This window comes from Jatrophihabitans sp., from assembly GCF_036000465.1.
Taxonomy (GTDB): Bacteria; Actinomycetota; Actinomycetes; order Mycobacteriales; family Jatrophihabitantaceae; genus Jatrophihabitans.
On sequence record NZ_DASYFV010000070.1, the window covers coordinates 19,073 to 43,532 of the forward strand.

Annotated in this window: 24 protein-coding genes; 17 read left to right on the forward strand and 7 right to left on the reverse strand. The window is 71.2% G+C overall.

The features are described from left to right. Positions 1 to 81 precede the first annotated feature (81 nt). The 8 genes from VGN18_RS19035 (at position 82) to VGN18_RS19070 (ending at position 8,705) form a co-directional block, all read left to right on the forward strand. Positions 82 to 1,512 (forward strand): gamma-aminobutyraldehyde dehydrogenase, encoded by a 1,431-nt coding sequence (locus VGN18_RS19035; protein WP_327541302.1) that lies wholly within the window; start codon positions 82 to 84, stop codon positions 1,510 to 1,512. A 20-nt stretch (positions 1,513 to 1,532) separates the two neighbouring features. Next, positions 1,533 to 1,787, forward strand: a complete 255-nt coding sequence (locus VGN18_RS19040; RefSeq protein WP_327541303.1) for a biotin/lipoyl-binding carrier protein — start codon at positions 1,533 to 1,535, stop codon at positions 1,785 to 1,787. Continuing rightward, positions 1,784 to 3,112: a 4-aminobutyrate--2-oxoglutarate transaminase gene (gene gabT, locus VGN18_RS19045; protein WP_327541304.1), complete on the forward strand. Its 1,329-nt coding sequence runs from the start codon at positions 1,784 to 1,786 to the stop codon at positions 3,110 to 3,112. The genes VGN18_RS19040 and gabT overlap by 4 nt, the downstream gene beginning before the upstream one ends. Positions 3,113 to 3,214: 102 nt before the next feature. Further along, positions 3,215 to 3,778, forward strand: coding sequence for a hypothetical protein (locus VGN18_RS19050; RefSeq protein ID WP_327541305.1), 564 nt, complete (start codon positions 3,215 to 3,217; stop codon positions 3,776 to 3,778). 28 nt (positions 3,779 to 3,806) lie between these two features. After that, positions 3,807 to 4,799, forward strand: a complete 993-nt coding sequence (locus tag VGN18_RS19055) for a UDP-glucuronic acid decarboxylase family protein (protein WP_327541306.1) — start codon at positions 3,807 to 3,809, stop codon at positions 4,797 to 4,799. A gap of 133 nt (positions 4,800 to 4,932) precedes the next feature. Then, entirely contained in the window at positions 4,933 to 6,201 is a 1,269-nt protein-coding gene (locus VGN18_RS19060) for an aspartate kinase (protein ID WP_327541307.1), read from the forward strand. After that, on the forward strand, positions 6,198 to 7,214 hold the full coding sequence (locus tag VGN18_RS19065; RefSeq protein WP_327541308.1) for an aspartate-semialdehyde dehydrogenase: 1,017 nt from the start codon (positions 6,198 to 6,200) through the stop codon (positions 7,212 to 7,214). Before VGN18_RS19060 ends, VGN18_RS19065 begins: the two co-directional genes overlap by 4 nt. Before the next feature lie 87 nt (positions 7,215 to 7,301). Beyond that, positions 7,302 to 8,705, forward strand: coding sequence for an IPT/TIG domain-containing protein (locus VGN18_RS19070; RefSeq protein WP_327541309.1), 1,404 nt, complete (start codon positions 7,302 to 7,304; stop codon positions 8,703 to 8,705). An 11-nt stretch (positions 8,706 to 8,716) separates the two neighbouring features. On the opposite strand, the gene VGN18_RS19075 is transcribed toward VGN18_RS19070, so the two are convergent. From VGN18_RS19075 to VGN18_RS19085, 3 genes are read right to left on the reverse strand one after another with little or no spacing between them, the layout of a single operon-like run. Continuing rightward, positions 8,717 to 9,442 (reverse strand): methyltransferase domain-containing protein, encoded by a 726-nt coding sequence (locus VGN18_RS19075; protein ID WP_327541310.1) that lies wholly within the window; start codon positions 9,440 to 9,442, stop codon positions 8,717 to 8,719. Between the two features lie 44 nt (positions 9,443 to 9,486). Continuing rightward, entirely contained in the window at positions 9,487 to 10,017 is a 531-nt protein-coding gene (gene def / locus VGN18_RS19080) for a peptide deformylase (protein ID WP_327541311.1), read from the reverse strand. Positions 10,018 to 10,019: 2 nt separating this feature from the next. Continuing rightward, a complete protein-coding gene (locus tag VGN18_RS19085) occupies positions 10,020 to 10,643 on the reverse strand; it encodes a hypothetical protein (protein WP_327541312.1) in 624 nt (207 codons plus the stop codon). 147 nt (positions 10,644 to 10,790) lie between these two features. On the opposite strand from VGN18_RS19085, the gene VGN18_RS19090 reads away from it, so the two are divergent. Genes VGN18_RS19090 through VGN18_RS19100 form a run of 3 tightly spaced genes read left to right on the forward strand, consistent with a single transcriptional unit; the run spans position 10,791 to position 14,717 of the window. Further along, positions 10,791 to 12,053 carry a glycosyltransferase family 4 protein gene (locus tag VGN18_RS19090; RefSeq protein WP_327541372.1) on the forward strand — a complete coding sequence of 421 codons (1,263 nt, stop codon included), beginning with the start codon at positions 10,791 to 10,793 and terminating at the stop codon, positions 12,051 to 12,053. Beyond that, the gene (locus VGN18_RS19095; protein WP_327541313.1) at positions 12,050 to 13,621 is read left to right on the forward strand and encodes a sugar transferase; all 1,572 of its coding nucleotides are present in this window, start codon (positions 12,050 to 12,052) and stop codon (positions 13,619 to 13,621) included. Before VGN18_RS19090 ends, VGN18_RS19095 begins: the two co-directional genes overlap by 4 nt. 22 nt (positions 13,622 to 13,643) lie before the next feature. Beyond that, positions 13,644 to 14,717, forward strand: coding sequence for a glycosyltransferase family 1 protein (locus VGN18_RS19100; protein ID WP_327541314.1), 1,074 nt, complete (start codon positions 13,644 to 13,646; stop codon positions 14,715 to 14,717). Between the two features lie 9 nt (positions 14,718 to 14,726). Here VGN18_RS19100 and VGN18_RS19105 read toward each other — a convergent pair whose 3' ends face one another. Further along, entirely contained in the window at positions 14,727 to 15,914 is a 1,188-nt protein-coding gene (locus VGN18_RS19105) for a hypothetical protein (protein WP_327541315.1), read from the reverse strand. A 174-nt stretch (positions 15,915 to 16,088) separates the two neighbouring features. Here VGN18_RS19105 and VGN18_RS19110 point away from each other — a divergent pair, with 174 nt between their 5' ends. Genes VGN18_RS19110 through VGN18_RS19125 form a run of 4 tightly spaced genes read left to right on the forward strand, consistent with a single transcriptional unit; the run spans position 16,089 to position 19,874 of the window. Then, entirely contained in the window at positions 16,089 to 16,949 is an 861-nt protein-coding gene (locus VGN18_RS19110; RefSeq protein WP_327541316.1) for a TylF/MycF family methyltransferase, read from the forward strand. Between the two features lie 8 nt (positions 16,950 to 16,957). Beyond that, entirely contained in the window at positions 16,958 to 17,794 is an 837-nt protein-coding gene (locus VGN18_RS19115) for an SAM-dependent methyltransferase (RefSeq protein WP_327541317.1), read from the forward strand. After that, complete coding sequence (locus tag VGN18_RS19120) at positions 17,791 to 19,134, forward strand: class I adenylate-forming enzyme family protein (RefSeq protein WP_327541318.1); 1,344 nt, start codon at positions 17,791 to 17,793, stop codon at positions 19,132 to 19,134. The genes VGN18_RS19115 and VGN18_RS19120 overlap by 4 nt, the downstream gene beginning before the upstream one ends. Continuing rightward, the gene (locus VGN18_RS19125; protein WP_327541319.1) at positions 19,131 to 19,874 is read left to right on the forward strand and encodes a 3-oxoacyl-ACP reductase FabG; all 744 of its coding nucleotides are present in this window, start codon (positions 19,131 to 19,133) and stop codon (positions 19,872 to 19,874) included. The genes VGN18_RS19120 and VGN18_RS19125 overlap by 4 nt, the downstream gene beginning before the upstream one ends. Positions 19,875 to 19,877: 3 nt before the next feature. Here VGN18_RS19125 and VGN18_RS19130 read toward each other — a convergent pair whose 3' ends face one another. Further along, positions 19,878 to 20,123 (reverse strand): acyl carrier protein, encoded by a 246-nt coding sequence (locus tag VGN18_RS19130; protein WP_327541373.1) that lies wholly within the window; start codon positions 20,121 to 20,123, stop codon positions 19,878 to 19,880. Between the two features lie 188 nt (positions 20,124 to 20,311). Here VGN18_RS19130 and VGN18_RS19135 point away from each other — a divergent pair, with 188 nt between their 5' ends. Further along, positions 20,312 to 21,022, forward strand: coding sequence for a hypothetical protein (locus VGN18_RS19135; RefSeq protein ID WP_327541320.1), 711 nt, complete (start codon positions 20,312 to 20,314; stop codon positions 21,020 to 21,022). 139 nt (positions 21,023 to 21,161) lie between these two features. After that, positions 21,162 to 22,448, forward strand: a complete 1,287-nt coding sequence (locus VGN18_RS19140; RefSeq protein WP_327541321.1) for an oligosaccharide flippase family protein — start codon at positions 21,162 to 21,164, stop codon at positions 22,446 to 22,448. An 18-nt stretch (positions 22,449 to 22,466) separates the two neighbouring features. Here VGN18_RS19140 and VGN18_RS19145 read toward each other — a convergent pair whose 3' ends face one another. Together VGN18_RS19145 and VGN18_RS19150 are read right to left on the reverse strand one after the other, a co-directional pair. Continuing rightward, on the reverse strand, positions 22,467 to 23,090 hold the full coding sequence (locus tag VGN18_RS19145; protein ID WP_327541322.1) for a CatB-related O-acetyltransferase: 624 nt from the start codon (positions 23,088 to 23,090) through the stop codon (positions 22,467 to 22,469). Beyond that, a complete protein-coding gene (locus VGN18_RS19150) occupies positions 23,087 to 24,418 on the reverse strand; it encodes a hypothetical protein (protein ID WP_327541323.1) in 1,332 nt (443 codons plus the stop codon). The genes VGN18_RS19145 and VGN18_RS19150 overlap by 4 nt, the downstream gene beginning before the upstream one ends. Between the last annotated feature and the right edge of the window lie 42 nt (positions 24,419 to 24,460).

Genomic DNA, 24,460 nt, shown 5'->3' on the forward strand with positions numbered 1-24,460 from the left:
TGGCGCGGATTTCGTTGTTGTGGGCGCCTCGGGCCGTGTGTAGCGTTCGAGTACCGCGCTGGAACAACGGAGGTACCCCTGATGAGCCGAATCGTTGCGAACTTCGTCGACGGCAAGTCGACCGAAGCGTTGGACGGGCGGCGCAGCGATCTGATCGACCCGTCCACCGGTGAGGTGTTCGGCTCGGCCCCGGTGTCGGGCGCCGAGGACGTCGACGCGGCCTACCGCGCCGCCGCGACCGCCTTCGAGACCTGGCGCGACACCACGCCGAGCGAGCGGCAGCGGGCGCTGCTCAAGTTCGCCGACGCGATGGAGGAGCACGCCGAGGAGATCATCGCGGCCGAGTGCGAGAACACCGGCAAGCCGATCGAGCTGACCCGCTCGGAGGAGATCCCGCCGGCGGTCGACCAGATCCGCTTCTTCGCCGGCGCCGCGCGCACCCTCGAGGGCCGCAGTGCGGGCGAGTACATGGCCGGTTTCACGTCCTACGTCCGCCGCGAGCCGGTCGGCGTCGTGGGTCAGGTGACGCCGTGGAACTACCCGATGATGATGGCCGTCTGGAAGTTCGCCCCGGCGCTGGCCGCGGGCAACTGCGTCGTGCTCAAGCCGTCGGACACCACGCCGGTCACCACGGCGATGATGGCCGAGATCGCCTCGGAGTTCTTCCCGCCCGGTGTCTTCAACGTCGTGTGCGGCGACCGCGACACCGGTCGCGCGATGACCGCGCACAAGATCCCGCAGATGGTGTCGATCACCGGGTCGGTCCGGGCCGGCCTCGAGGTCGCGGGCGCCGCGGCGCAGGACCTCAAGCGGGTGCACCTCGAGCTGGGCGGCAAGGCCCCGGTGGTCGTGTTCGACGACGCCGACCTCGCCGACGCGGCCGAGAACATCGCGATCGCCGGCTACTTCAACGCCGGTCAGGACTGCACCGCGGCCACCCGCGTGCTCGCCGCCCCGGGCATCCACGACGAGTTCGTCGCGGCGCTCGCCGAGCAGGCCCGCAACACCAAGGTCGGCGCGCCGAGCGACGACGACATCCTTTTCGGCCCGCTCAACAACGCCGCCCAGCTCGAGCGGGTCGGCGGCATGCTCGAGCGCCTGCCCGATCACGCCGAGGTGCAGGCCGGCGGGGCGCGGCAGGGCGAGCGCGGGTACTTCTACCAGCCGACGGTCGTCAGCGGGCTGCACCAGGACGACGAGGTCATCCAGAACGAGATCTTCGGCCCGGTCATCACCGTGCAGCGCTTCACCGACGAGGACGAAGCGGTGCGCTGGGCCAACGGCGTCGACTACGGCCTGTCGTCCTCGGTCTGGACGAAGGACCACGGCCGGGCCATGCGGATGACCCGGCGCCTGGACTTCGGGTGCGTCTGGGTCAACTGCCACATCCCGCTCGTGGCCGAGATGCCGCACGGGGGGTTCAAGCACTCGGGCTACGGCAAGGACCTCTCGATGTACGGCCTCGAGGACTACACCCGCATCAAGCACGTCATGCACAACATCGGGTCCTGATCCGGTGGCAAGCTGAGCGTATGAACGCAGCCCTGACCCACGTGCTGGGTGCGGAGATGGTCGCGAACGTGCACTCCGTCGCCGTGCAGGTCGGCGACACCGTCGGGCCGAGCGACATGGTCGTGCTGCTCGAGTCGATGAAGATGGAGATCCCGGTGCTCGCCGAGGTCGACGGGGTGGTCGCCGAGATCGCCGTCGCCCCCGGGGACGCCATTCAGGAGGGCGACGTCATCGCCGTCATCACGGTCAGGGCAAGGAACGGAGCGGACGCATGACGGTCGAGCAGAAGCGCGTGCTGAACACGGCGATCCCGGGGCCGCGCTCGCAGGTGCTGCACGCGCGCAAGAGCGCGGCGGTGGCCAGCGGGGTCGGTACGACCCTGCCGGTGTACGTCGAGCGGGCCGGCGGCGGCATCGTCGTCGACGTCGACGGCAACCAGCTCATCGACTTCGGCTCGGGCATCGCCGTCACCTCGGTCGGCAACGCCGCCCCGCGCGTGGTCGAGGCAGTGCAGCAACAGGTTGCCGACTTCACGCACACCTGCTTCATGGTCACGCCGTACGAGGGCTACGTCGCCGTTGCCGAGAAGCTGAACGAGGTGACGCCGGGCGATCACGACAAGCGCAGCGCGCTGTTCAACTCGGGCGCCGAGGCGGTCGAGAACGCGGTCAAGATCGCCCGGCACCACACCGGCCGCTCGGCCGTCGTCGCGTTCGACCACGCCTACCACGGGCGCACCAACCTGACGATGGCGCTGACCGCCAAGAACATGCCCTACAAGGACGGCTTCGGCCCCTTCGCCGGCGAGATCCACCGCGTGCCGATGGCCTACCCGTACCGCTGGCCGACCGGCCCGGAGAACTGCGCGGACGAAGCGTTCGAGACCTTCGTGTCGAACGTGCACGCCCAGGTCGGCGAGAAGCGCACAGCCGCCGTGCTCATCGAGCCGATCCAGGGCGAGGGCGGCTTCATCGTCCCGGCCCCCGGCTTCCTCGCCCGCGTCGCCGACTGGTGCACCGAGCACGGCATCGTCTTCATCGCCGACGAGATCCAGACCGGCTTCTGCCGAACCGGTGACTGGTTCGCCTGCGAGTTCGAGGGGGTCGTCCCCGACCTGATCACCACGGCCAAGGGCATCGCCGGGGGATTGCCCCTGGCTGCGGTGACCGGGCGCGCCGAGATGATGGACGCCGTGCACACCGGCGGACTCGGCGGCACCTACGGGGGCAACCCGGTGGCCTGCGCCGCCGCGCTCGGTTCGATCGAGACGATGGCGGCCGAGGATCTCGCCGGTTCGGCCAAGCGCATCGAGTCGATCATGCTGCCGCGGCTGTCCGCGCTCGCCGAGAAGTACGACACCATCGGCGACGTCCGCGGTCGGGGCGCGATGCTCGCCGTCGAACTGGTCGAAGGCGGGAGGAAGACGCCGAACCCGGCGCTGACCGCCGCCGTCTCCGCCACCTGCCACCGCAGCGGCCTGATCACGCTCACCGCCGGCACGTTCGGCAACGTGCTGCGCTTCCTGCCGCCGCTCGTGATCGGCGACGACCTCCTGCACGAGGGCCTCGACCTGCTGGAGGCGGCGTTCGCGGAGAACTGAGCCGCACGTCCGGTCGCCCGCGGCGTACCGCACCGGCGGCTTCCTCGTTGTCCTCGGTGGGCGCGCGATCCGGCCGCGTCACCCGACCCGGGAGGACGACCCGTGATCCGGCTCGCGCGACGTCGCTACAAGCCTGTCCTGGCAGGCCTGGTGGTGGTGCTGTTCGTCTTGCTGCTCGCGCACTACGTCAACGGGCCTGACGCCGCCTCGATCAGCCTGCCGGCGCAGTCGGGGCCGGCCCTGCCGAACGGCTTCCCCCACCCGCCGGCCTCGCCGTCGCGGGCTTCCTCGGCCGGCGCGACACCGGCCGCGCGTCCCGGTGCGAGCCTGGCCGCGCAGCTGGTCCCCGACCTGCCGCAGTCGACGTCGCTGGACGCCGCCGGCGCCCCGGCCCGCGCGGTGACGATGGTCGTCCGTTCCGACGCCGCCATCGTCCAGATGGGCTACATCGTGCGTGGCGGCGATCCCGACCGCTACGCCAAACGCAACGTCCAGTCGCCCGCGATCATCCACACCGTGGCCCACGGGTACGGCGTGGTGGCCGAGATCGGCGCGCAGGCATCCCCGTACGCGACCTATGTGACCTGCACGCTCATGGTCGACGGCCGCGTGCAGTCCAGCCATACCTCGAAAGGACCGTGGGCCGTGACGGTGTGCGTCGGATGAAGACCGTGACGACCAGGAGGACACCCGCATGACCTACGCACCGGACCCCGCGGCGCTCGTCGACCTCCGCCCGCGCCGCGTAATGGTGACCGGCGGCGCCGGGTTCATCGGATCGCACCTCACCCGTCGCCTGCTCGAGCTCGGTCACGAGGTGCTGGTGGTGGACAACTTCTACTCGGGCACCCGGCAGAACATCGAGGACCTGCTGGAACACAAGCGGTTCGAGCTGATGCGCCACGACGTCACCTTCCCGCTGTACGTCGAGGTCGACGAGATCTACCACCTCGCCTGCCCGGCGTCGCCGGTCTTCTACCAGCGCGACCCGGTGCAGACGACGAAGACCTGCGTGCACGGTTCGATCAACATGCTCGGTCTGGCCAAGCGCACCGGCGCGAAGATCCTGCTGGCATCGACGTCGGAGGTGTACGGCGACCCGGCGGTGCACCCGCAGGAGGAGAGCTACTGGGGCAACGTGAACCCGGTCGGCATCCGCTCCTGCTACGACGAGGGCAAGCGCTGCGCCGAGACGCTGTTCTTCGACTACTACCGCCAGCACCGGCTGCGCATCAAGGTCGCGCGGATCTTCAACACCTACGGCCCGCGGATGCTGCCCAACGACGGCCGGGTCGTCTCGAGCTTCATCGTGCAGGCGTTGATGGGTCAGCCGTTGTCGATCTTCGGTGACGGGCAGCAGACCCGTTCGTTCTGCTACGTCGACGACCTGGTCGAGGGCCTGATCCGGCTCATGGACTCGCCCGACGACGTCACGGGCCCGATCAACCTCGGCAATCCGGGCGAGTTCACGATGGAGGAGCTGGCCCGCAAGGTCGTGGCCCTGACGAACGGGTCCGGCGGTCTGACCCACCACCCGCTGCCGGCCGACGACCCCACGCGGCGGCGTCCCGACACCACGCGGGCGGAGGAGATTCTGGGCTGGACGCCCGGGGTCGACCTGGACAAGGGCCTTTCGCTGACCGTCGACTACTTCCGGGAGCTGCTCGCGGACGCAGCGTCGGCGTAAACGGCGGACGCGGGGCCCGGTATCCTGGAGGCTCCGCCGCGTCGTTCGAGGGGTAGCTGTCTGTGAGTCTCGCGTGCGAGCGAACAATGGGCCTGGGGCTCCGCCGCGCGGTCCGAGCGAAGCGAGGTCGGGCGTGAGTCTCGTCGTGCAGAAGTACGGCGGCTCGTCCGTCGCCGACGCCGAGCGCATCAAGCGGGTCGCCGAGCGGATCATCGCCACGAAGAAGGCGGGCCACGACGTCGTCGTGGTCGTGTCGGCCATGGGTGACACGACCGACGAGCTGATCGCCCTCGCCGAGCAGATCGTGCCGGTGCCCGAGGGGCGCGAGTTCGACATGCTGCTCACCGCGGGCGAGCGCATCTCGATGGCGCTGCTGGCGATGGCGATCAACTCGCTGGGCTACAAGGCCGAGTCGTTCACCGGCTCGCAGGCCGGCGTGCTCACCACGTCCGTACACGGCAAGGCCCGCATCGTCGACGTCACGCCCGGGCGTATCGAGAACTCGGTGGCCGAGGGCAACATCGCGATCGTCGCCGGGTTCCAGGGGTTCTCGAAAGAGACCATGAACATCACGACGCTCGGTCGCGGCGGGTCCGACACCACCGCCGTCGCGATCGCCGCCGCGTTGAAGGCCGACGTCTGCGAGATCTACACCGACGTCGACGGCGTCTACACCGCCGACCCGCGGATCGTCCCGAACGCCCGCCGGCTCGAGACGGTGACGTTCGAGGAGATGCTCGAACTCGCGGCGTGCGGCGCCAAGATCCTGCACCTGCGCAGCGTCGAGTACGCGCGACGCTACGGGCTGGCCATGCACGTGCGCTCGTCGTACTCGGCCAAGCCCGGCACCACCGTCCAAGGTTCGATCGAGGAGCTCTCCGTGGAACAGGCGATCATCAGTGGAGTCGCGCACGATCGCAGCGAGGTCAAGGTGACCGTCGTCGACGTGCCCGACAAGCCCGGTGAGGCGGCCGCGATCTTCCGCGAGCTGGCCAACGCCGAGATCAACATCGACATGATCGTGCAGAACATCTCGACCGGCGGCACCGGCCGCACCGACGTGTCGTTCACGCTGCCGTCGACCGACGGCCCGACCGCGCTCGCCGCGCTGCGTCGCGTGCAGGAGCGCATCGGCTTCTCCGATCTGCTCTACGACGACCACGTCGGCAAGCTCTCGCTCATCGGCGCCGGCATGCGCTCGCACCCGGGCGTCTCGGCCACGTTCTTCACCGCGCTCGCCGACGCCGGCGTGAATGTCGAGATGATCTCCACCTCGGAGATCCGCATCTCGGTCGTCTGCCGCGACACCGATCTCGACACCGCCGTCCGCGCCGTCCACGACGCCTTCGAGCTCGGCACCGAGGACGAGTCCGCCGTGGTCTACGGAGGTACCGGGCGATGAGGGTCGGAGTCGTCGGCGCTACCGGCCAGGTCGGCACCATGATGCGGCGGATCCTCGCCGAGCGGTCCTTCCCGGTCGACGAGATCCGGTTCTTCGCCTCCGCCCGCTCGGCCGGCACGACGCTGCCCTGGGAGGGCGTCGACGTCCGGGTCGAGGACGCGGCGACGGCCGACCCGAGCGGCCTGGACATCGCGCTGTTCTCGGCCGGCGGCTCGACGTCGAAGGAGCTGGCGCCGAAGTTCGCCGCTGCCGGGGCGACCGTCATCGACAACAGCTCGGCCTGGCGCATGGACCCCGACGTGCCGCTCGTCGTCTCCGAGGTCAACGGCGCCGAGGTGCACAACGCCACCAAGGGCATCATCGCCAACCCGAACTGCACCACCATGGCTGCGATGCCGGTGCTCAAGCCGCTGCACGACGAGGCCGGGCTGACCCGCCTCGTGGTCTCGACCTTCCAGGCCGTGTCCGGATCGGGCGGGGCCGGTATCGCCGAGCTCGACAGCCAGCTGCGCGCCGCCGGTGACAAGGCGGCCGAGCTCGCCTTCGACGGCAGCGCGGTGGCGCTGCCCGAGCCGCAGAAGTACGTGCGTCCTATCGCCTTCAACGTGCTGCCGATGGCCGGATCGATCGTCGACGACGGCGAGTTCGAGACCGACGAGGAGAAGAAGCTGCGCAACGAGTCGCGCAAGATCCTCGCCATCCCGGGGCTGCTCGTGTCGGGCACCTGCGTGCGTGTGCCGGTGTTCACCGGGCACTCGTTGTCGATCAACGCCGAGTTCGAGCGGCCGCTCTCGGTCGCCCGCGCGCTCGAGTTGCTCGCGCGGGCGCCCGGTGTCGAGATCAGTGACGTCCCGACGCCACTGCAGGCCGCCGGCGCCGACCCGTCCTTCGTCGGCCGCGTCCGGCGGGACCCGGGCGCGCCGAACGGGCTGGCCCTGTTCGTCAGCAACGACAACCTGCGCAAGGGCGCGGCGCTGAACGCGGTGCAGATCGCGGAGTTGCTCGTCGGCTGATCCGACCGGGGCGTCGAAGATCGACATAACGCGGAGTTTATGTGAGACTGGGCGCCCCCCGCTGCTCGTCCGCTAGGAAATCCCCCGATGACGCACGTCCGCGCACTGCTGTGCGCCCTTCTCACGCTCACCCTGCTCGCCGCCGGCGCCGCCACCCCGGCCGACGCGGCCGCCCGGCCCGTCGTGACCGGCCTGTCCGCGCATCACGGCGTGTACTGGGGCGGTGACCGCCTCACCGTCCGCGGCCGGAACCTCTCCGATGTCCGCGCGGTGCGTTTCGGGCGCACCGACGCCGGCCCCGTGCACCTGGTGTCGGACTCGACCCTCACCGTGTGGGTGCCGTTCCACGAGTACGCGACCGTGCACGTGCAGGTCGTGACCGGCGTCGGCACCTCGACCGGCACGAACGCCGACAAGTTCGTCTTCAGCCGGCCGGCGATGACGACCCCGATCTACGGCGGCCTCTCGGCCCGCCAGGAGCAGTCGATCTCGGCCCGGGTGCGGGCGTCCCACCATCGGGTGGCGACCGCCCGTGCCGGCCGCGGCTGGACCGCCGCGATGGGCGCCACCGCGCTGCGCCGGGCCGAGTCGTGGCTCGGCCTGCCGTACTCGTGGGCCGGCGGCAACGGCACCGCCCCGACGGCCGGCGTCTGCGCGCACAACGGCGGCGACCTGGACTGCCACGTCATCGGCTTCGACTGCTCGGGCCTGACCCTGAACGCCTGGGCGCCTTACCGCAGCATGGCCCACTACGCCGGCACGCAGTACCGGCGGGCCGGTGGCTTCCACCCGTCGATCGGGCAGCTCATGCCCGGCGACCTCGTGTTCTTCTCCGCCTACATCGCGAACGGCATCGGGCATGTCGCCGTCTATGCCGGACACGGGACCGTCGTGCAGGCTGAGCAGAGCGGCACGCGGATCATGCGCTCGGCGCTCGCCGACGTGATCGCGAGCAGCGGCAGCTTCCGCGGAGCCACCCGTCCCACCTCGACCGGACGCCAGGCCGCCGGACCCCTCGTGACCTCGACGACCTCGCTGCGGACGACGGGCGGCTACGTCACGATCACCGGCAGCCGGCTGGACCAGGCCACCACGGTGACCATCGGCGGGACGACGATCTACGACTTCGCGCAGCGCACGGCGTCGCGCCTGGTCGTGCGGCTGCCCGCGCACGGTTCCGGTGCCGCCTCGATCGCGGTGTCGAACCCGTGGGGCACGGCGCGCTCGACGGTCACCTACATCGGGGCTCCGCTGCTCTCCGGGCTCGCCCCGTGGTCCGGCCCGGCGCAGGGCGGCGACCGCGTCGTCGTCACCGGCCGCGATCTGGCCGGGGTCACCGCCGTGCTGGTCGACGGCCGGTCCGCGACGTTCGAGTCGCTCGGCGCCACCGGGCTGGCCGTGACCATGCCGGCGCACGACGCCGGGACAGCGGTGCTCACCGCAACGTCGGCGTCAGGCCGGTCCAACCCGATGCACTACCTGTACCGCTAGGCGCGGCGGCGTCAGCGGCGCCGCGCGTAGATCACCAGCGTCATCTGCAGCGCCTTCGGCAGGCGCGGCTCGACGGCCATGACCGTGCGGGCCACTCGCGGCCACCGCAGGAGGTACTGCTCGAGACCGACCCGGTGCAGGACCACCAGCTCGAAGTCGGCGTCGAAGAGCTCGTGCAGGCGCCGCTCGGTGTTCATCCGGTACTCGGTGGGGAACACGTCGCGTTCCTTGCGACGCGGCTGCAGCACGCGCAACCACCGGGCGTGCCGGTCGTTCGGCACGGTCCGGGCGACGGCGGACAGCGGCGAGTAGCGGCTGACCGTGCGGGCGACGAACGCCCCACCGGGACGCAGCGTGCGCGTGAGCTCGGCGACGAAGGCCGGACCGTCCGCGACGTGTTCGAGCACGAAGTCGCTGACGCCGAGATCGACCGAGGCGTCGTCGAGCGGCCAGCGTCCGTCCTCGCCGATCGGGCGGAACTCGTCGATCAGCGGGTTCTGCTCGCCAACCGGGTCGAGGTCGATGCCGATGACCCGACGCTGCGGGCCGCGCAGGTCGTGGAACACCTCGTCCGGCGAGTCGTCGGCCATCGACCCGCGCCCGCACCCGACGTCGACGATGGTCGTCGCCTGGGCCGCGAGCATCTGCGCGACGCCGAGGTACGGGACGATGCTGTCCCACCCCGACTTCTCCTGGTCGAAGACCTCGTTCCAGCCGAGCTGCTGAGCGGACTGCATCGCGCGGTGTTCTCCTGTCGCGGGTCGGGCCGAGGACCGTCCGGTCACCGAGCGTCGTCGTGAGCCTGGTTCCACTCGAAGGGCTCCATCTCGCGCAGCACCCGTCGCCGGCGGTTGCGCGGCAGGTGGTCGATGTAGAGGACGCCTTTCAGGTGGTCGGTCTCGTGTTGCAGGCAGCGCGCGAAGTACCCCTCGCCACTGACCTCGATCGGGTTGTTGTCCTTGTCAACGCCGCGGACCGTCGCATGGGTACGCCGGCCCAGCTCGTGATACGGACCGGGGACCGACAGGCACCCCTCGTCCTGGACGTCGAGGTCGCCGCTGGTCTCGATGCTCGGGTTGACGACGTGCCCGCGGGCCGAGGTGTCCGGGCCGGTGGGGCAGTCGTAGACGAACACGGCGAGGTCGACGCCGATCTGCGGCGCGGCCAGGCCGACGCCCTCGGCGACCGCCAGCGCGGCGAACATGTCCTCGATCAGCGTCGCGAGGTTCTGGTCGAACTCCTCGACCGGACGCGTCGGCGTGGCGAGGACCGGATCGCCGACGACGCGGATCTTCGGGGGGAGGTCGGTCATGATCAACTCCGATGGGGACGGGGGCGGCGGGGTGCCGCCCGGGCCGGCTGCGGTCGACGGCCGGCCGGCGAGGGGCGGGGGCGCTGCTCGGGCAGCAGCGACAGGACGTACAGCGTCGCGTGCACGGTGTCGCTGACCTCCTGCGCGATCGGGCGGGTCTGCGCGACGCCGGTGCCGAACGGGTCGGCCACCTCGTCGTCGTGGCGCGGGCGCGGGCTCTCCGTCCCGCGGGCCCGCGCCGCGAGCTCGACGACCGCGCGCGGTTCGCCGGGTTCGTTCCGGCGGGCCAGCCGGGCGAACTCCTTCATCGTGAACGTGCGCCGGAAGGCGCTCGGGGCCGCCGTCATCACCGTGTCGCGGTGCCCGACCTCGGCGGTGAGGACGAGATCGGCGCCCAGCGCCATCGCGGGCTCGAACTGGCGGCCGCGATGCCGGGTCGGATCCAGGCCGAGCCGGGTCAGGATCGACGCCGACGAATGGTCGATCGGTGCCCCGACCAGGGCCGCGGTGCCCGCGCTCGTCACGACGACATCGGCGTCCGGCGACGTCCACGATCGGAACAGCAGCTCGGCCATCGGCGACCGGCAGACGTTGCCGGTGCACACGTAGAGGACGTGGAACGGCACGCCACGAGTATCGGCTACGAGCCTCCGCGGACAGCACTCGCGTCGGTGGACGGTCACATTGTCCCGTAAAGTCCGTGTTTCAGATTCCGGTGTGAACGACCGCATCCTCCATTCTTCGTACTCGTTGGTAGGGGCATGCGGTTGAACGTGCACGACTTCAGCGGCCACCCCTTCCAGGTCCAGCTGTCCCGTGAGCTCGCGGGGCGTGGTCATCACGTCCGGCACACGTACAGCACCCAGTTCGTCACCGGTCGGGGTCGGCTCGAGGTCGAGGCCGCGGACCCCGCGACGCTGCGGATCGAGGGCGTGACGTGCCGCCGCCCGATGGTGAAGTACTCGCCCGTCGGGCGCACCCGCTTCGAGCTGGACTACGCCTCGACCTGGCGCGCCTCGTTCGAGCGCGAGCCGGCCGACGTCGTCGTGGCCTGCAACGTGCCGCTGTTCGCGCTGTCGCGGATGAAGCGGCACTTCGCCCGCACCGGTCAGCCCTGGGTGCTCTGGCACCAGGATCTCTACAGCCTCGGCGTCGGCGCCGAGGCCGCGCGGAAGCTCCCCGGCCCGCTCGCCGACCTCGCCCGCTCGGCCGTCGAACGCCTCGAGCGGGCGCAGGTGCACGCCGCGTCGAGCGTCGTGGCCATCAGCGAGGCCATGGTGCACCAGTACCACCGCTGGGGCGTCACCCGCGACGACGTGCAGGTCATCCCGAACTGGGCCCCGCTCGACGACATCACGCCGGGCGCGCGGGACAACGCCTGGGCCCGGGCGCACCACCTGCCGGAGAAGGCCGTCCGGCTGATGTACGCCGGCACGCTCGGACGCAAGCACAACGCGCTGCTGCTGCTGGACATCCTCGACGCGGCGAAGGCCCGCGGGATCGACGCGCACCTCGTCGTCGCCTCGGAGGGGGTCGGGGCCGACGACCTGGCGGCGGCTGCGGGCTCGCGCCCGGACGTGCAGATCGTCGGCTACCAGCCGGCCGCCGAGCTCTCCGACATGCTGGCCAGCGCCGATGTCGTCCTCGCCCTGCTCGAGCCGGACGCCGCCTACTTCTCGGTGCCCAGCAAGGTGCTCACCTATCTCGCCGCCGGCCGCCCCATCGCCGCGCTCGTGCCGGTCGGCAATCCGGCGGCCCAGGACGTCGCCCGGATCGGCGGCTTCGTCGGTGCCCCGACAGCGCAGGGCGCGGCCGACGCCGCCGAGTGGCTGCGTCACGCGGTCGACCGGCCGCACGGCCTCGCCACCATCGGGCAGGCGGCTCGCGACCTGGCCGAGACCCGCTTCGCGATCGCCCGGATCGGTGACTCGTTCGAGCAGGTGCTGCACACCGCGCTGGGCCGGAAGGGCTCCGGGCTGACCCCCATGCCGGCCCGGGTGGAGGACCCCACCGCCGCCGACCGAATCGCCTCATGACCGGCACCCTCTTCGGTGCCGGCTCCGAGGACTACGTACTCGAGCAGGTCCCCCTCGACACGCCGACCCCGACCGCCGGCCCGCGCTCGCGCCAGGCGGGGATCGAAGCGGCTCGGCGCCGGGCGGCGACCGCGTCGCTCACCCCGCGCCCGCCCATCCGGCAGTGGACCCGCCGCTACGTGACGATGCTGGTCGTCGGCGACGTGTTGAGCGCGCTCACCGCGACCTCGATCGGGTACTCGATCCGCTTCGGCGTGCTCACCGGGCTCCCGACCCGGGGCGACCTGGTCAGCCTCCTGCTGCTCAGCCTCGTGATCACCGCGGGCTGGCTGTTCTGCCTGCAGCTGGTCGGGGCCTACGTGCTCCGCCAGGTCTCGACCGGCGCGCGCGAGGTGCAACGCGTGCTGCGGGCCGCGCTCAACCTCGCCGGCTCGTCGGCCATCGTCGCCTACTTCTCGCACATGCTGGTGGCCCGCACCTTCATCGCCATCGTCATCCCGCTCGGGGTGGTGCTGCAGGCGCTCACCCGCTACTGCGTCCGGCGGGGCGTGAACCAGCGACGCGCCCGCGGTGAGTGGACGAGCGCGATCCTCGCCGTCGGCACCAGCGAATCCGTGCGGCACCTCATCGACGCCACCCGGCGCAACCCGAGCGCCGGCCTCGTCGTGATCGGCGCCTGCGTCGAGGACGTGGCCACCGCTGAAGAGGTGGCCCCCGGCGTCCCGGTGCTGGGCGATGTCGCGCACGCCGCCGCGCTGGCCGAGGAGGTCGGCGCCGATGTCGTCGCCGTCGCCGGTTCGGGGCTCGGCCCGCGCCGCATCCGTGAGCTCGGCTGGGCCCTGGAGGGCACCGGGCGCGCGATGGTCATGGCGCCGGGCCTGACCGAGGTCGCCGGTCCTCGCGTGCACGTCAGCCCGGTCGAGGGCCTGCCGCTGATGTGGGTCGACCAGCCGCAGTTCACCGGTCTCGCCCGCGTCGCCAAGCGGGCGGTCGACGTGATCGGCGCCGGCGTCATGGTGCTGCTGGTCGCCCCTCTGCTGCTGGTGGTCTGGGCGTCGGTCCGGGTGACGAGTCGCGGGCCGGGCTTCTACCGCAGCACCCGGATGGGCATCCACGGCCGCGAGATCACGGTCTGGAAGTTCCGCTCGATGTACTCCGACGCCGCCGAGCGCCGGGCCGCACTGCTCGCCGACAACGAGGTCCAGGGCGGCGTGCTGTTCAAGATGCGCCAGGACCCGCGGGTCACCCCGGTCGGGCGGTTCATCCGCAAGTTCTCGATCGACGAGCTGCCGCAGCTGCTCAACGTCCTCGGCGGGTCGATGTCGCTGGTCGGTCCGCGCCCGCCACTGCCCGACGAGGTCGAGAAGTACCACACCGACGTCCGCCGCCGGCTGCTGGTGAAACCAGGTATGACGGGTCTGTGGCAGATCAGCGGGCGCAGCGACCTGCCCTGGGACGAAGCGGTGCGCCTCGACCTCTACTACGTGGAGAACTGGTCGCTCGGGTTCGACATCGCCATCGTGCTGCGCACGGTGTGGGCGGTCCTGCGGTCGCGGGGTGCGTACTGATCGATCCGGTGCGGTGGTCGGCATGAGGCTCGTCGTCGACGCCATCGCCGTGCAGCAGGGCAGCGCCGCGATCGTCGTCGGGAACGTCCTGGCCGGCTGGGTCGCCGGGTGGCCGGACGACGAGATCGTCGTGCTCGCCGGGCGGTCGCCGGAGTTTCCGGTACCGGCGGGCGTCACGGTCGAGACCACCGAGCGCCGGCTCGACTCCACGCTCGGCCGCCTGGCCGCGCAGTCGGTCGACGTGCGCCGGGCCTGCCGACGGCTCGGCGCCGACGCCCTGCTGTCCGGCGTCACCGCCAGCGCGTTCCTGGGGGCGCCGTGCCCGCACGCGGTCATCGTCTACGACTTCCGGCACGAGCTGCGGCCCGAGCAGTTCTCGCCCGCGCGGCGCCTCGCCCGCCGGCTGCTCTACGGCTGGTCGTTCCGGCGCGCGGACGCGCTCGCCTGCATCTCCGAGCGCACCCGCCACGACCTCGTCCGGCGGCGGCCGCGGTGGGCCGAGAAGTCGTTCGCCGCCTTGCTGGGCGCCGATCACGCGGACGGCTGGCGCGGAGGCGGGTCGGCTGCCTCGCGCCGCTACGTGCTCGCGTTCGGGCACTTCGCGAACAAGAACGTCGACGGCGTGCTGCGGGCCTGGGCCGAGCACGCCGGCGGTGCCGATGATGCGGTGGTGCTGCGCATCTGCGGTCTCGGCGGCACGGCGCGGGACGCCGCCCAGGACCTCGTCCGCACGCTCGGCATCGACGAGCGGGTCGAACTCATGCCGTGGCTCGACGACGCGGAGTTCGCCGCCCTCTTCGCCGGGGCGAGCGCGATCCTGTTCCCGTCCGACTTCGAGGGGTTCGGCCTGCCGGCGGTGGAGGCGCTCCGGCTGGGGATCCCGGTCGTCATCTCCTCCGACCCGGCACTGCTCGAGGTGACCGGCGGCCATGCGGTCGTGGCCGCCGGGACGTCGCCCGCAGACCTCGCCGCGGCGATCGATCGCGCGCTCGCGCGGCCGGCCGAGGCCGTCGCGGCCGGCGTCGAGCACGCGCGCGCCTTCACCTGGCAGCGCACCGCCGGCGCGATCCGCTCCCGGCTCGTCGCCGGGACGTGAACCGGGGCGTCAGCCCCACATTCCCGAGTCCTCGACGATCCGGCCGCGCAGGCGTTTCGTGACGCCGGGCAGCGCCCGCTTGACCGACTCGTACTCCTCGGGCAGCGCGCAGCGCACGCCCTTCGCGACGTCGGAGAGCATGAGTCGCGTGGCGAGCCGCCACGAGCTGCGGCGCCAGCGGGCGTACTCCGCGGCCTCGGCGGCGATGAACGGTGACGGCACGCCCTCGGGGTCGGCGAGGGCGGCCACGCGGTAGGCGTGCCGCATGCGGCGGGTGACCCGGCGACCGGTGGTGTCCATGCCGTAGCGGTACGGCGGCGGCGGCCCGACCTGGGCCTCCTTCTCGATCAGGATCGCGGCGTACTCCTTGCAGATCGCGTCGACCGCGCTGTTGTCCGCGCGCAGGTGGGCGGTGCTCGCGTCCATCCGGGTCGAGAGCTCCTCGGGCCGGCTGGTGTCGAAGGCGTGGAAGTGGAACAGCCGCAGCCGGTCGTCGTTGGTGGCGATGTAGTAGCCGTCGGCGTCGGTCGTGATCGGCCGCTCGTGCAGGTTGGCCACGCTCACGTTGTAGCCGTAATGGCGAAGGGGGGTGGCGTCGAAGAGCACGCTGCCGACGTCGACCCATTTCTGGTCGACGAACAACCCGGCGACCGGGTCGTGCAGGCACTCGACACTCAGGTGGCCCCACCACCAGGAGAGGAACGCGCGGGCCCGCCGATCGACCAGGCAGAAGCCGAGGTTGTACACGCCGACGGCGAGCAGGTGCCCCTCGGAGAAGTCACTGCCGGTCGGGGTCGGGTCCAGGTAGTGCGGCGTGAGCACGATGCCCGAACCGGCGTCGAGGGCCGGTCCGAGCTCGAGCATCGGCGAGGTGACCCAGGTGTCCGGGTCGAGGTAGCCCGCCCGCGGGTGCTCGTCGAGCAATGACATGAGGACGAGGGGTTTGACCGCCGTGGCGAACTCGACCAGGTCGTAGGACATCGCGAGGGCGAGGACGGTGCGCTCGGGCAGGTCGAGCGAGGACGGCGTCATCCACCGGACGCCGTCGACCGGTGGCAGGTCGGTCTCGTCGGTCGCGTCGATGAGGAAGATCGTCAGCGGGATCGTGCTGCCGTGCCGGAGGAGGCTGTCGGCGAGGGTGAGGGCCTTGGGCAGGTAATTGGTCGCCAGGATCGTGCAGTACGCAGGTTCGGTCATCGAGCGGATTTCCTGACTCGCAGGGGTGCCGGCGCACCGCGGACGACATGTCTCTCGCCTGGTTCAACGAGCGAATCCGGGTGTGGATTCGGCGTGGTTCACGCCGTGCCAGAAGGCTCACGTCGACCTGTCCGACGAGTGGCTGGCCCCTCGATCTGCTGCTAACTTCGTCGCGTGACGACATCGGAAACTCGCACGGATTTCACGCGCGGTCTGTACCTGGACCTGCTGAAGCGAACCCTCACGGGCGCGGTCACCGAGGACAACGACTCGATCCTCGGCGGCGTGCGGACGCAGGGGTCGCCGTCGCGCAAGAAGGCGCTGGCCGACTACGTGGGGCGCGCGGCCGGCCGCTTCGGCTTCGAGCTCGCGTACAAGAAGCCGTACGACCCCTCGCTGCGTGAAGTGGGCCGCGACTGGCCGGCGCGCGCCGACTCGATGATCGGGCTGCGCCGGATGGAGAACATCCAGCACTGCGTCTCGACCGTCGTCACCGAGGAGATCCCGGGCGACCTCATCGAGACCGGCGTGTGGCGCGGCGGGGCGACGATCTTCATGCGCGGCGTGCTCAAGGCGTTCGACGACACGAGCCGCACGGTGTGGGTCGCCGACTCGTTCCAGGGGCTGCCGCCGCCGGACGCCGCCCGCTATCCCGCCGATGCCGGCGACCGCCTGCACAAGCAGACCGGCCTCGCCGTCGGCGTGGACATCGTCCGGCACAACTTCGAGCGCTACGGCCTGCTCGACGACCAGGTGAAGTTCCTGGTCGGGTGGTTCAAGGACACGCTGCCCACCGCTCCGGTCGAGAAGCTCGCGGTCATGCGCCTGGACGGCGACATGTACGAGTCGACGCAGCAGGCGATCGAGGCGCTGTACCCGAAGCTCTCCCCGGGTGGCTTCTGCATCGTCGACGACTACGGCAGCCACGCCTCGCAGTGCGGCCGGGCGATCGACGACTACCGCGCCGCGCACGGCATCGCCGAGGAGATCGTCGACATCGACGGCTTCGGGGCCTACTGGCGCAAGTCGGCCTGACGGCCCGCATGACGGTGGACACGCACGCGCCGGCGGCGCACTACGACCGGGTCACGGCCGCCTGGGGTCTGCTCCTCGGCGAGGAACTGCACTACGGACTGTTCCGCTCCGGCGACGAGGACCTCGCGACGGCAACCGCGCAGCTGACGGCACGGATGATCGAGGCCGCCGGGTTCGAGCCGGGGCAGCGCGTCCTCGACGTCGGGTGCGGCACCGGCGCGCCCGCGGCCCGGCTCGCGCGCGAGTTCGGCGTCGAGGTGCTGGGCATCACGACGAGCGCGGTGGGCGTGGCCGCGGCTACCGAACGGGCCCGGAACGAGGGACTGGCCACGGCAACGTTCGAGGTGCGCGACGGCACCGACAACGGCCTGCCGCCGGACAGCTTCGACCGCGTGTGGGTGATGGAGTCCTCCCACCTGATGCCCGACCGCCCGGGCCTGCTGCGCGAGTGCGCGCGGGTGCTGCGGCCGGGTGGTCGGCTCGTGCTCTGCGACATCATCCGGCGCCGCCCGATCCCGTTCCAGGAGCTGCGGGAACGACGTCGCGAGTTCGCGGTGCTCCGTTCGGCCTTCGGGGCCGCGCGCATGGACGCCCTCGAGGAGTACCGCGCGTACGCCGAGGCGGCGGGGCTCGGCGATGTCCGGTGCGACGACATCACGCAGGAGACGCTGGCCACGTTCGACCGGTGGCAGGACAACGTCGACCGGCACCGCGACGAGGTCGAGGCGATCCTGGGCCGCCCGAGTGTGGACGACTTCGAGGAATCCCTGACGATCCTGCGGTCGCTGTGGCTCGAGGGCACGCTTGGATACGGCGTGCTGTCGGCGTCGTCTCCGGGCGAATGATCGAGCTGCTGAGACGGGCGGCCCGCGACGCGCCGGAGCATCCGGCGCTCGTCACCGCCGAGGGTGAAGTCACCTTCGGGCAACTGTGCGAGCGGGCCGAGACGGTGGCCGGGGCCCTGCGAGAGCGGGGCATCGAGCGGCTCGCGGTGCTGGTGGACGACCCGCTCGTCACGTGGGTCCTGCTCGCCGGGGCGTCCCTGGCCGGGGCCGAGGCGTGCTTGTACCCGGTCGCGGCGACCGACGAGACGGTGCAGGGGCTGCGGGGGCAGTTGCGGCACGACCGGATCGTGACGTCGCGGCCGCTCGACACGGCCGGGGTCGTACCTCCCGACGAACTCGTGGGCGGACCCCGGCTCGTCGACGAGCCGCCCGCATCGCGGCGCCTGCTCGTGCTGACGTCAGGCACGACGACGGGCACCCCGCAGGCCGCCCAGCACGAATGGTCACGCCTGCTGCGGGTGGCGGAACGGATCGATCCGGCACCCGACCAACGGTGGTTGCTGGCGTACGGGCTGAACCAGTTCGCCGGCCTGCAGATGCTGATCCACGTCGCGGCGGCGCAGGCCACCCTCGTCGTCGGGCGCTCCTTCCAGCCCCGGGACGGACTGGACGCGATGCGGCGCGCGCAGGTGACGCACGCCAGCGGAACGCCGACCTTCTGGCGTTTCCTGCTGGCCGAGTTGCGGGCCGACGGTGGGAACGCGCCGTCGCTGGCCCAGATCACCCTCGGCGGCGAGGCCGTGCCGGCCGCGCTGATCGATCAGCTGCGGTCGACCTTCCCCGCTGCGCGCATCTCGCAGCTGTACGCGGCGACCGAGATGGGCCTCAGCGTCAGCGTGCGGGACGGCGAGGCCGGACTTCCGCTGAGCGTCCTCGACGGTGCGCGGGACGTCGAGTTCAAGATCGTCGACGGGGAGCTCTGGGTGCGCTCCGCGTCCTCGATGCTCGGCTACTTCGACCAGGAACCCCTGGCCGGCTCCGGCTGGCGCGCGTCCGGTGACCTGGTCGAGGTGATCGGGGACCGGATCCATTTCCAGGGCCGGAAGTCCGAGGTCATCAACGTCGGCGGGGTCAAGGTGCACCCGCTGCCGATCGAGGATCGCGTGAGCGCCGTGCCCGGTGTCGCCGTGGTGCGGGCCTTCGGCCGCGCCAATGCGATGGTGGGCCAGATCGTGGCGATCGAGGTCGTCCCGGTCGAGGGCGCCGACGAGGATGCGCTCCGCGACGCCATCGCCGCGGCGGTTGGCGACCTTCCCCCCGCCGCCCGACCGCGCAGCATCAGATTCGTTGCCACCATCGATGTCTCCGGCAACAAGCTCACTCGAGGAAGCAGATCATGATCCAGAGCACACCCCGCGTTGTCGTCGTCACGGGCGGAAGTCGAGGGCTGGGCGCCGGGATCGTGCAGTCCTACCTGGACAGCGGCGACCTGGTCGCGACCTGCTCGCGCACCCGGACCCCCCAGGTCGACTCGTGGTGCGCCTCGCCCGACACGGCGGATCGCGTGCTGTTCCAGGAGGTGGACCTCAGCGACCGGACAGCGACCGACGCCTTCGTCAAGGCCGTCATCGAACGGTGGGGCCGGGTCGACGTCCTGGTGAACAACGCCGGCGTCGCCCGGGACGGAGTGCTCGGCCTGGCCAGCGACGACGACATCGACATCGTCATCGACCTGAACCTCAAGGGCACCCTGCACATCACCAAGCTCGTCTCCCGCCGGATGCTGGCGCGCCACTCGGGCAAGATCGTCAACATCTCCTCGATAGTCGGGCTGTCCGGCTATCGGGGCCTGGCCGTCTACAGCGCCACGAAGGCGGCGCTGGACGGCATGACCCGCGCCCTGGCCCGGGAGCTGGGGCCCCGCGGCATCACCGTCAACTCCGTCGCGCCCGGGTACCTGCGCACGGAGATGTCCCACGGGCTCGACGAGGCTCAGATGCAGCAGATCACCCGGCGGACACCGGCGGGGCGCCTGGGTGAACCGGCCGATGTGGCGCGGGTGGTGCAGTTCCTGACGGCGCCCGACAACGACTACCTGACGGGCCAGGTGATCGTCGTCGACGGCGGTCTGACCGCCTGATCGTCAGACGCGCGACGCGACCTCGTAGAACGCCAGCACGTCCCCGACCGTCTCCGGCATGTCGCCGTCGGCCGAGAAGGGGTCGGAACCGAATTCGTCCTCGAGCAGCGCGGACAGTTCGGCCGCCTCGAGCGAGTCGAGCTGCAGGCCGTCGCCGTAGAGCGGGATGTCGTCGGTCAGCTCGGCGTGCGCCTTCCCGGCGCGCTGCAGGAACGTGGCGATGATCTGCTGGGCCTTGGTGCGATCCACGCTCAAGCTCGGGTCCTCTTCCTCAGGTGAACGACGTCGGCGCGGCGTCCTTCACTGGTGCCACGCGCCGTGCCGAGTATGACGCAGTGCGGAGGTCCTCGCAGGTCGAACGATCGGACGCGACAGGCGACGGAGCGGCGCCTTGGCTACGCTGCGCCCAGATCCCCATCGACCAGCGGAGCGTTGTCTTGAGACTTGCCTGGGCCGCTCTCATGGTCGTGGTGCCGGCCTCGTTGAGGCGGCTGATCGCCACCCGGATCCTCGGCTGGGACGTGCACCCCTCGGCCTACATCGGGCGCAGCCTGATCGTTGTCCGACACGTCACGATGGGTCCGGATTCCGGCATCGGGCCGTTCAACGTGATCCGGCACCTGGACGAGTTGATCCTCGAGCGGGGCGCGTCGATCGCGACCCGCAACCGGATCGAGGCGCACCCGCTGGCGGCGGTGGTCTTCGCGCACATGAAGAACCGTCGCGCCACGCTGGCCCTGGGGCCGTTCGCGAAGATCACCGACGCGCACGAGATCGACTGCTCCGACGCCGTGACCCTCGGCAAGCACGCGACGATCGCCGGCTTCCGCACCCAGGTGCTCACCCACAGCCTCGATCTCGTCCGCGACCGGCAGACCACGGGCCCGGTCGAGCTCGGGGATCGGTGTGCGGTGATGTCGGGCTGCATCCTGCTCAGCGGCACGCGGGTGCCGGCGCGCTCCATCGTGTCGGCCGGATCCGTCGTCACGACGAAGCTCACGAAGGAGCTCACCTTCTACCGCGGCAATCCGGCCGTCGAGATCCGCACGCTGCCCGAGACACTCAAGTACTTCCACCGCGAGGATCTGTCCGACACCGAGCGCTACTACCGCGCCGTCGAGGCGGCCGAAGCGCGGCGCGACGGCTGACCTCGCCAGTATCCGACAGGCGGCGCGATCGTTGACCTATCTGACCGGTCGCCGACGCCGGGACCCGATCGCGGGTGCCGTCCGGGCGCGACACTCATGAGCCTGCGCTTCGCGCATCTCGACCCACGCGAGGATGACGGTGACCCCCGACAAGCGATCCATGGGGCGTCAGCTGAGCGTCATCACGGTCGACCAGATCGTCGCCGGCGCGTCCAACGTGCTGATCGCTGTCCTGGCGGCGCGCCTCCTCGGGGTCGCATCCTTCGGCCTGTTCGGCATCGTGTTCCTCGTCTACGTGCTGCTGCAGGGGATCTCCCGGGCACTGGTGTCCGATCCGCTGCTGGTGCATCCGGAGGAGGCGCAGGACCGGCCGGGGGACGCGATCGGGACGAGCATCCTGATCGGCCTCGGCCTCGGTGTGGTGCTCTTCCTGGCATCGTTCGGAGCGGGGCTGTGGGAGGCCCGCCTCGGAGATGCCCTGCTGGTGCTGGCCGTGTGCACGCCGTTGCTCGTACTGCAGGATTTCGGTCGCTATCTGGGCTTCGCGCGGCAACGGCCGTCCTCGGCCATGGTGCTCGATACCGTCTGGCTGGTTCTCGTCTGCGTCGCCGTCGCCCTGCTGCTCGCGTTCGACGCGCGCACCCTCACCTGGTTCGTCGTCGCGTGGGCCGGGTCGGGCGCGGTGGCCGGAGTGCTGGTCTTCGTCCAGGTACCGGTGCGGGCGATCAGACTGGACCTGTCGTGGCTGCGGAGCACGTGGCCGTTCTCGTGGCGTTACCTCATCTCGTACACGACCACCCAGGGATCGGCGCTCGCGGCGTCGTCGGGCGTCGGCGGTATCGCCGGACCGCGGGCGTTGGGAGGCATGCAGGGGGCCGTGCTCCTCGTGCGCCCCTTCATGACCCTGCAGGTGGCGGCGGTGGCCGCCGGAGTGTCGAGCATCTCCCGGCTCCCCCGCGATGATGCGCGCATACGGACGCAGGGGATCAAGATCTCGGTCCTCGCCGTCGGCGTCGCGGCACTGAACACGATCGTGATGCTCGCCCTGCCCGATCGACTCGGCGTGCTCGTGCTCGGCGCGAGCTGGACCGCGGCCAAACCCCTGCTGCTGCCGACCGGTGTGCAGATCCTGCTGCTCGCCGTGATCACCGGGGCCCGGGCGGGACTGCTCGGCACCCGCGCGGTGAGCAAGGCAATGGTGCTCGACGTCGCCGCGACCGTTCTCGTCCTCGGGCTGGTCCTCGTCGGCGCGTTCGTCGGGGGAGTCTCCGGAGCGCTGTGGGCGGTAGCGGCCGGGCAGGGCGTGGCCGCGCTCGGCTGGTGGCTCACGATCTGGGGCCACACCCGGCCGTCGGTGCCGACACCCGGCGGCCGGCACCGACCCGAGTTCGTGGCGGCGCTGACCGGACCGGTCGCCACGTCGTGACGGGTGACCCCTCGTGGGTCACGAACCCGAGCGGACGTTCCGCTTCGCCCGGGCGTGCTCGATGAAGGCGTCGATGTCCTGGGCGGCCAGCAGCGGCACCGCGGCGCGGACCTCGTCCTCGGGCCAGTCCCACCAGCCGATCTCGAGCAGCGCCGCTCGCTGCTCCTCCGTGTGGCGGTACCGGATGATCTTGGCCGGGGTGCCGCCGACCACGGCGAACGGCGGGACGTCCTTCGTGACCACGGCACCGGTCGCGACGACGGCACCGTGGCCGATCGTCACGCCGCTCATGATCCAGCAGCCGTAGCCCGTCCACACGTCCGAGCCCAGGACGATGTCGCCGCGTGAGGCCGGGCTGCCGTCGGTGCCGGCGCCCTCCATCCCGAGGTTGATCCGCATCGGGTAGGTCGTCACGTGATCGATCGCGTGCTGGCCGCCCAGCAGGTAGGTGCCGCCGATCGAGCACCAGTTGCCGACGATCAGGCGCGTCGCGTCGTGGTCGAACGTGTGAATCGTCGGCACGCCGTAGGTGCCGGTCCCGTAGGCGACGCGTCCCTGCCGCTGGAGGCGGCGGAGCACGCTCAGGTCGTTGCCCCACCATGCGTTGCGGAGCCGTCGCAGCTGGAATCCGATGGCGCTCAAGCGCGTCCGTCCTCGATGGGGTCGGTGGTCGGGGGATCGCCGTCGGCGGAGAGCGCCGGCACGGCGCTCAGCGCGGCGCACAGCGCGAGAGGCACGTAGGCGAGCCGGTCGGTGAGGCTGTTCTCGAGCGACGCGAGCACGGCCCCCCCGAACGCCGCCACGAACAGCGGCGGAGCGAGGGGATGCTCCCGCAGCAGGCGACCGCTGCGGACGAGCCCACCCACGGTGAAGATCAGCAGCCCGACCAGCAGCAGCAGCCCGCCGCTCGCCATCGCCTGGATGTAGACGTTGTGGGCCTCGGCCGCCACCTGCAGGCCCACGCCGTCGATCGGCGAGTGCTTGAAATCGCGGATGCCCTGCGCACCGACCTCCGCGCGGACCTGGTCGCTGCCGGTCACCGACGAGTCCTCGCCGCCGAGCCGGACGGCCTTGAGGACAGCCCGGCCGAGGCCGGGCTGGGCCACGAACGCGAAGGCGGCCCCGAGGGCCAGCAGCAGGCTGACCGTCGGCAGGATCCGGCGGTACGCCGGGATCAGGACGAACGATCCGAGCGCCACGAGCACCATGATGGCCGCGCCGCCCCGCGAGCCCGACGAGTAGACGCCGACGAGCTGGGCAACCGCCAACGCGCTGCCGGTCAGCCGCTCGCGCAGCGTCGGTCGCGCCGCCAGCCACAGCGCCATCGGCAGCGCCATGACGCAGGTCGTCGCGAGGAAGTTCGGGTGCACCGTCAGGCCGGCGGACCGGTCGGTGGACACGAGGACGCCGGTGAGCGTGGTGGCCAGGTTGCTCACGCCGAGGACCTGCGCGACGGCGAGGCCGGCCGAGATCGCGCTGCCGGTCGCGAAGCCGATCATGCACCGCCGCAACGCGTTCGCGGTGTGCTGCTGGGCGAACATGAAGATGAGCGGCATCGCGACGATCGGCACGAGGAACTTGGCGCCCACTCCCAGGTTGGTCGCGATCTCGATGGTTCGCTGGCCGGCGGCGTCGACGACCACTCGCTGCGCGAGGAAGAGCGGATCGGTCGGGATGACCTCGTGGGCCACCGTCACGACGAGGATGGTCGTGCCGAAGGCCCACACCCACCCCGGCAGTCTCGGCCACGGGTTGCCGAGGTCGGTGCCGGCGAAGAGCAGGAGGGCGAGCAGCAGCAGGACGTCACCGAGCCGGAGACCACCGAACAGCCATCCGTTCCACGGCGTGGCGACGGCGGTCAGGTAGGTCGTCACGACCGCCGCTCGGGCCAACCCGGTGTTGTGCGGTGCCGCCGGCGGCAAGGCCGGGCCGGACGGCGACCGGGGGTCGAGGATGGTCCTGCTGGTCACCGAAGTCTGCTCGTCATCGAATGGGCCCCGCTCGGAGGTATC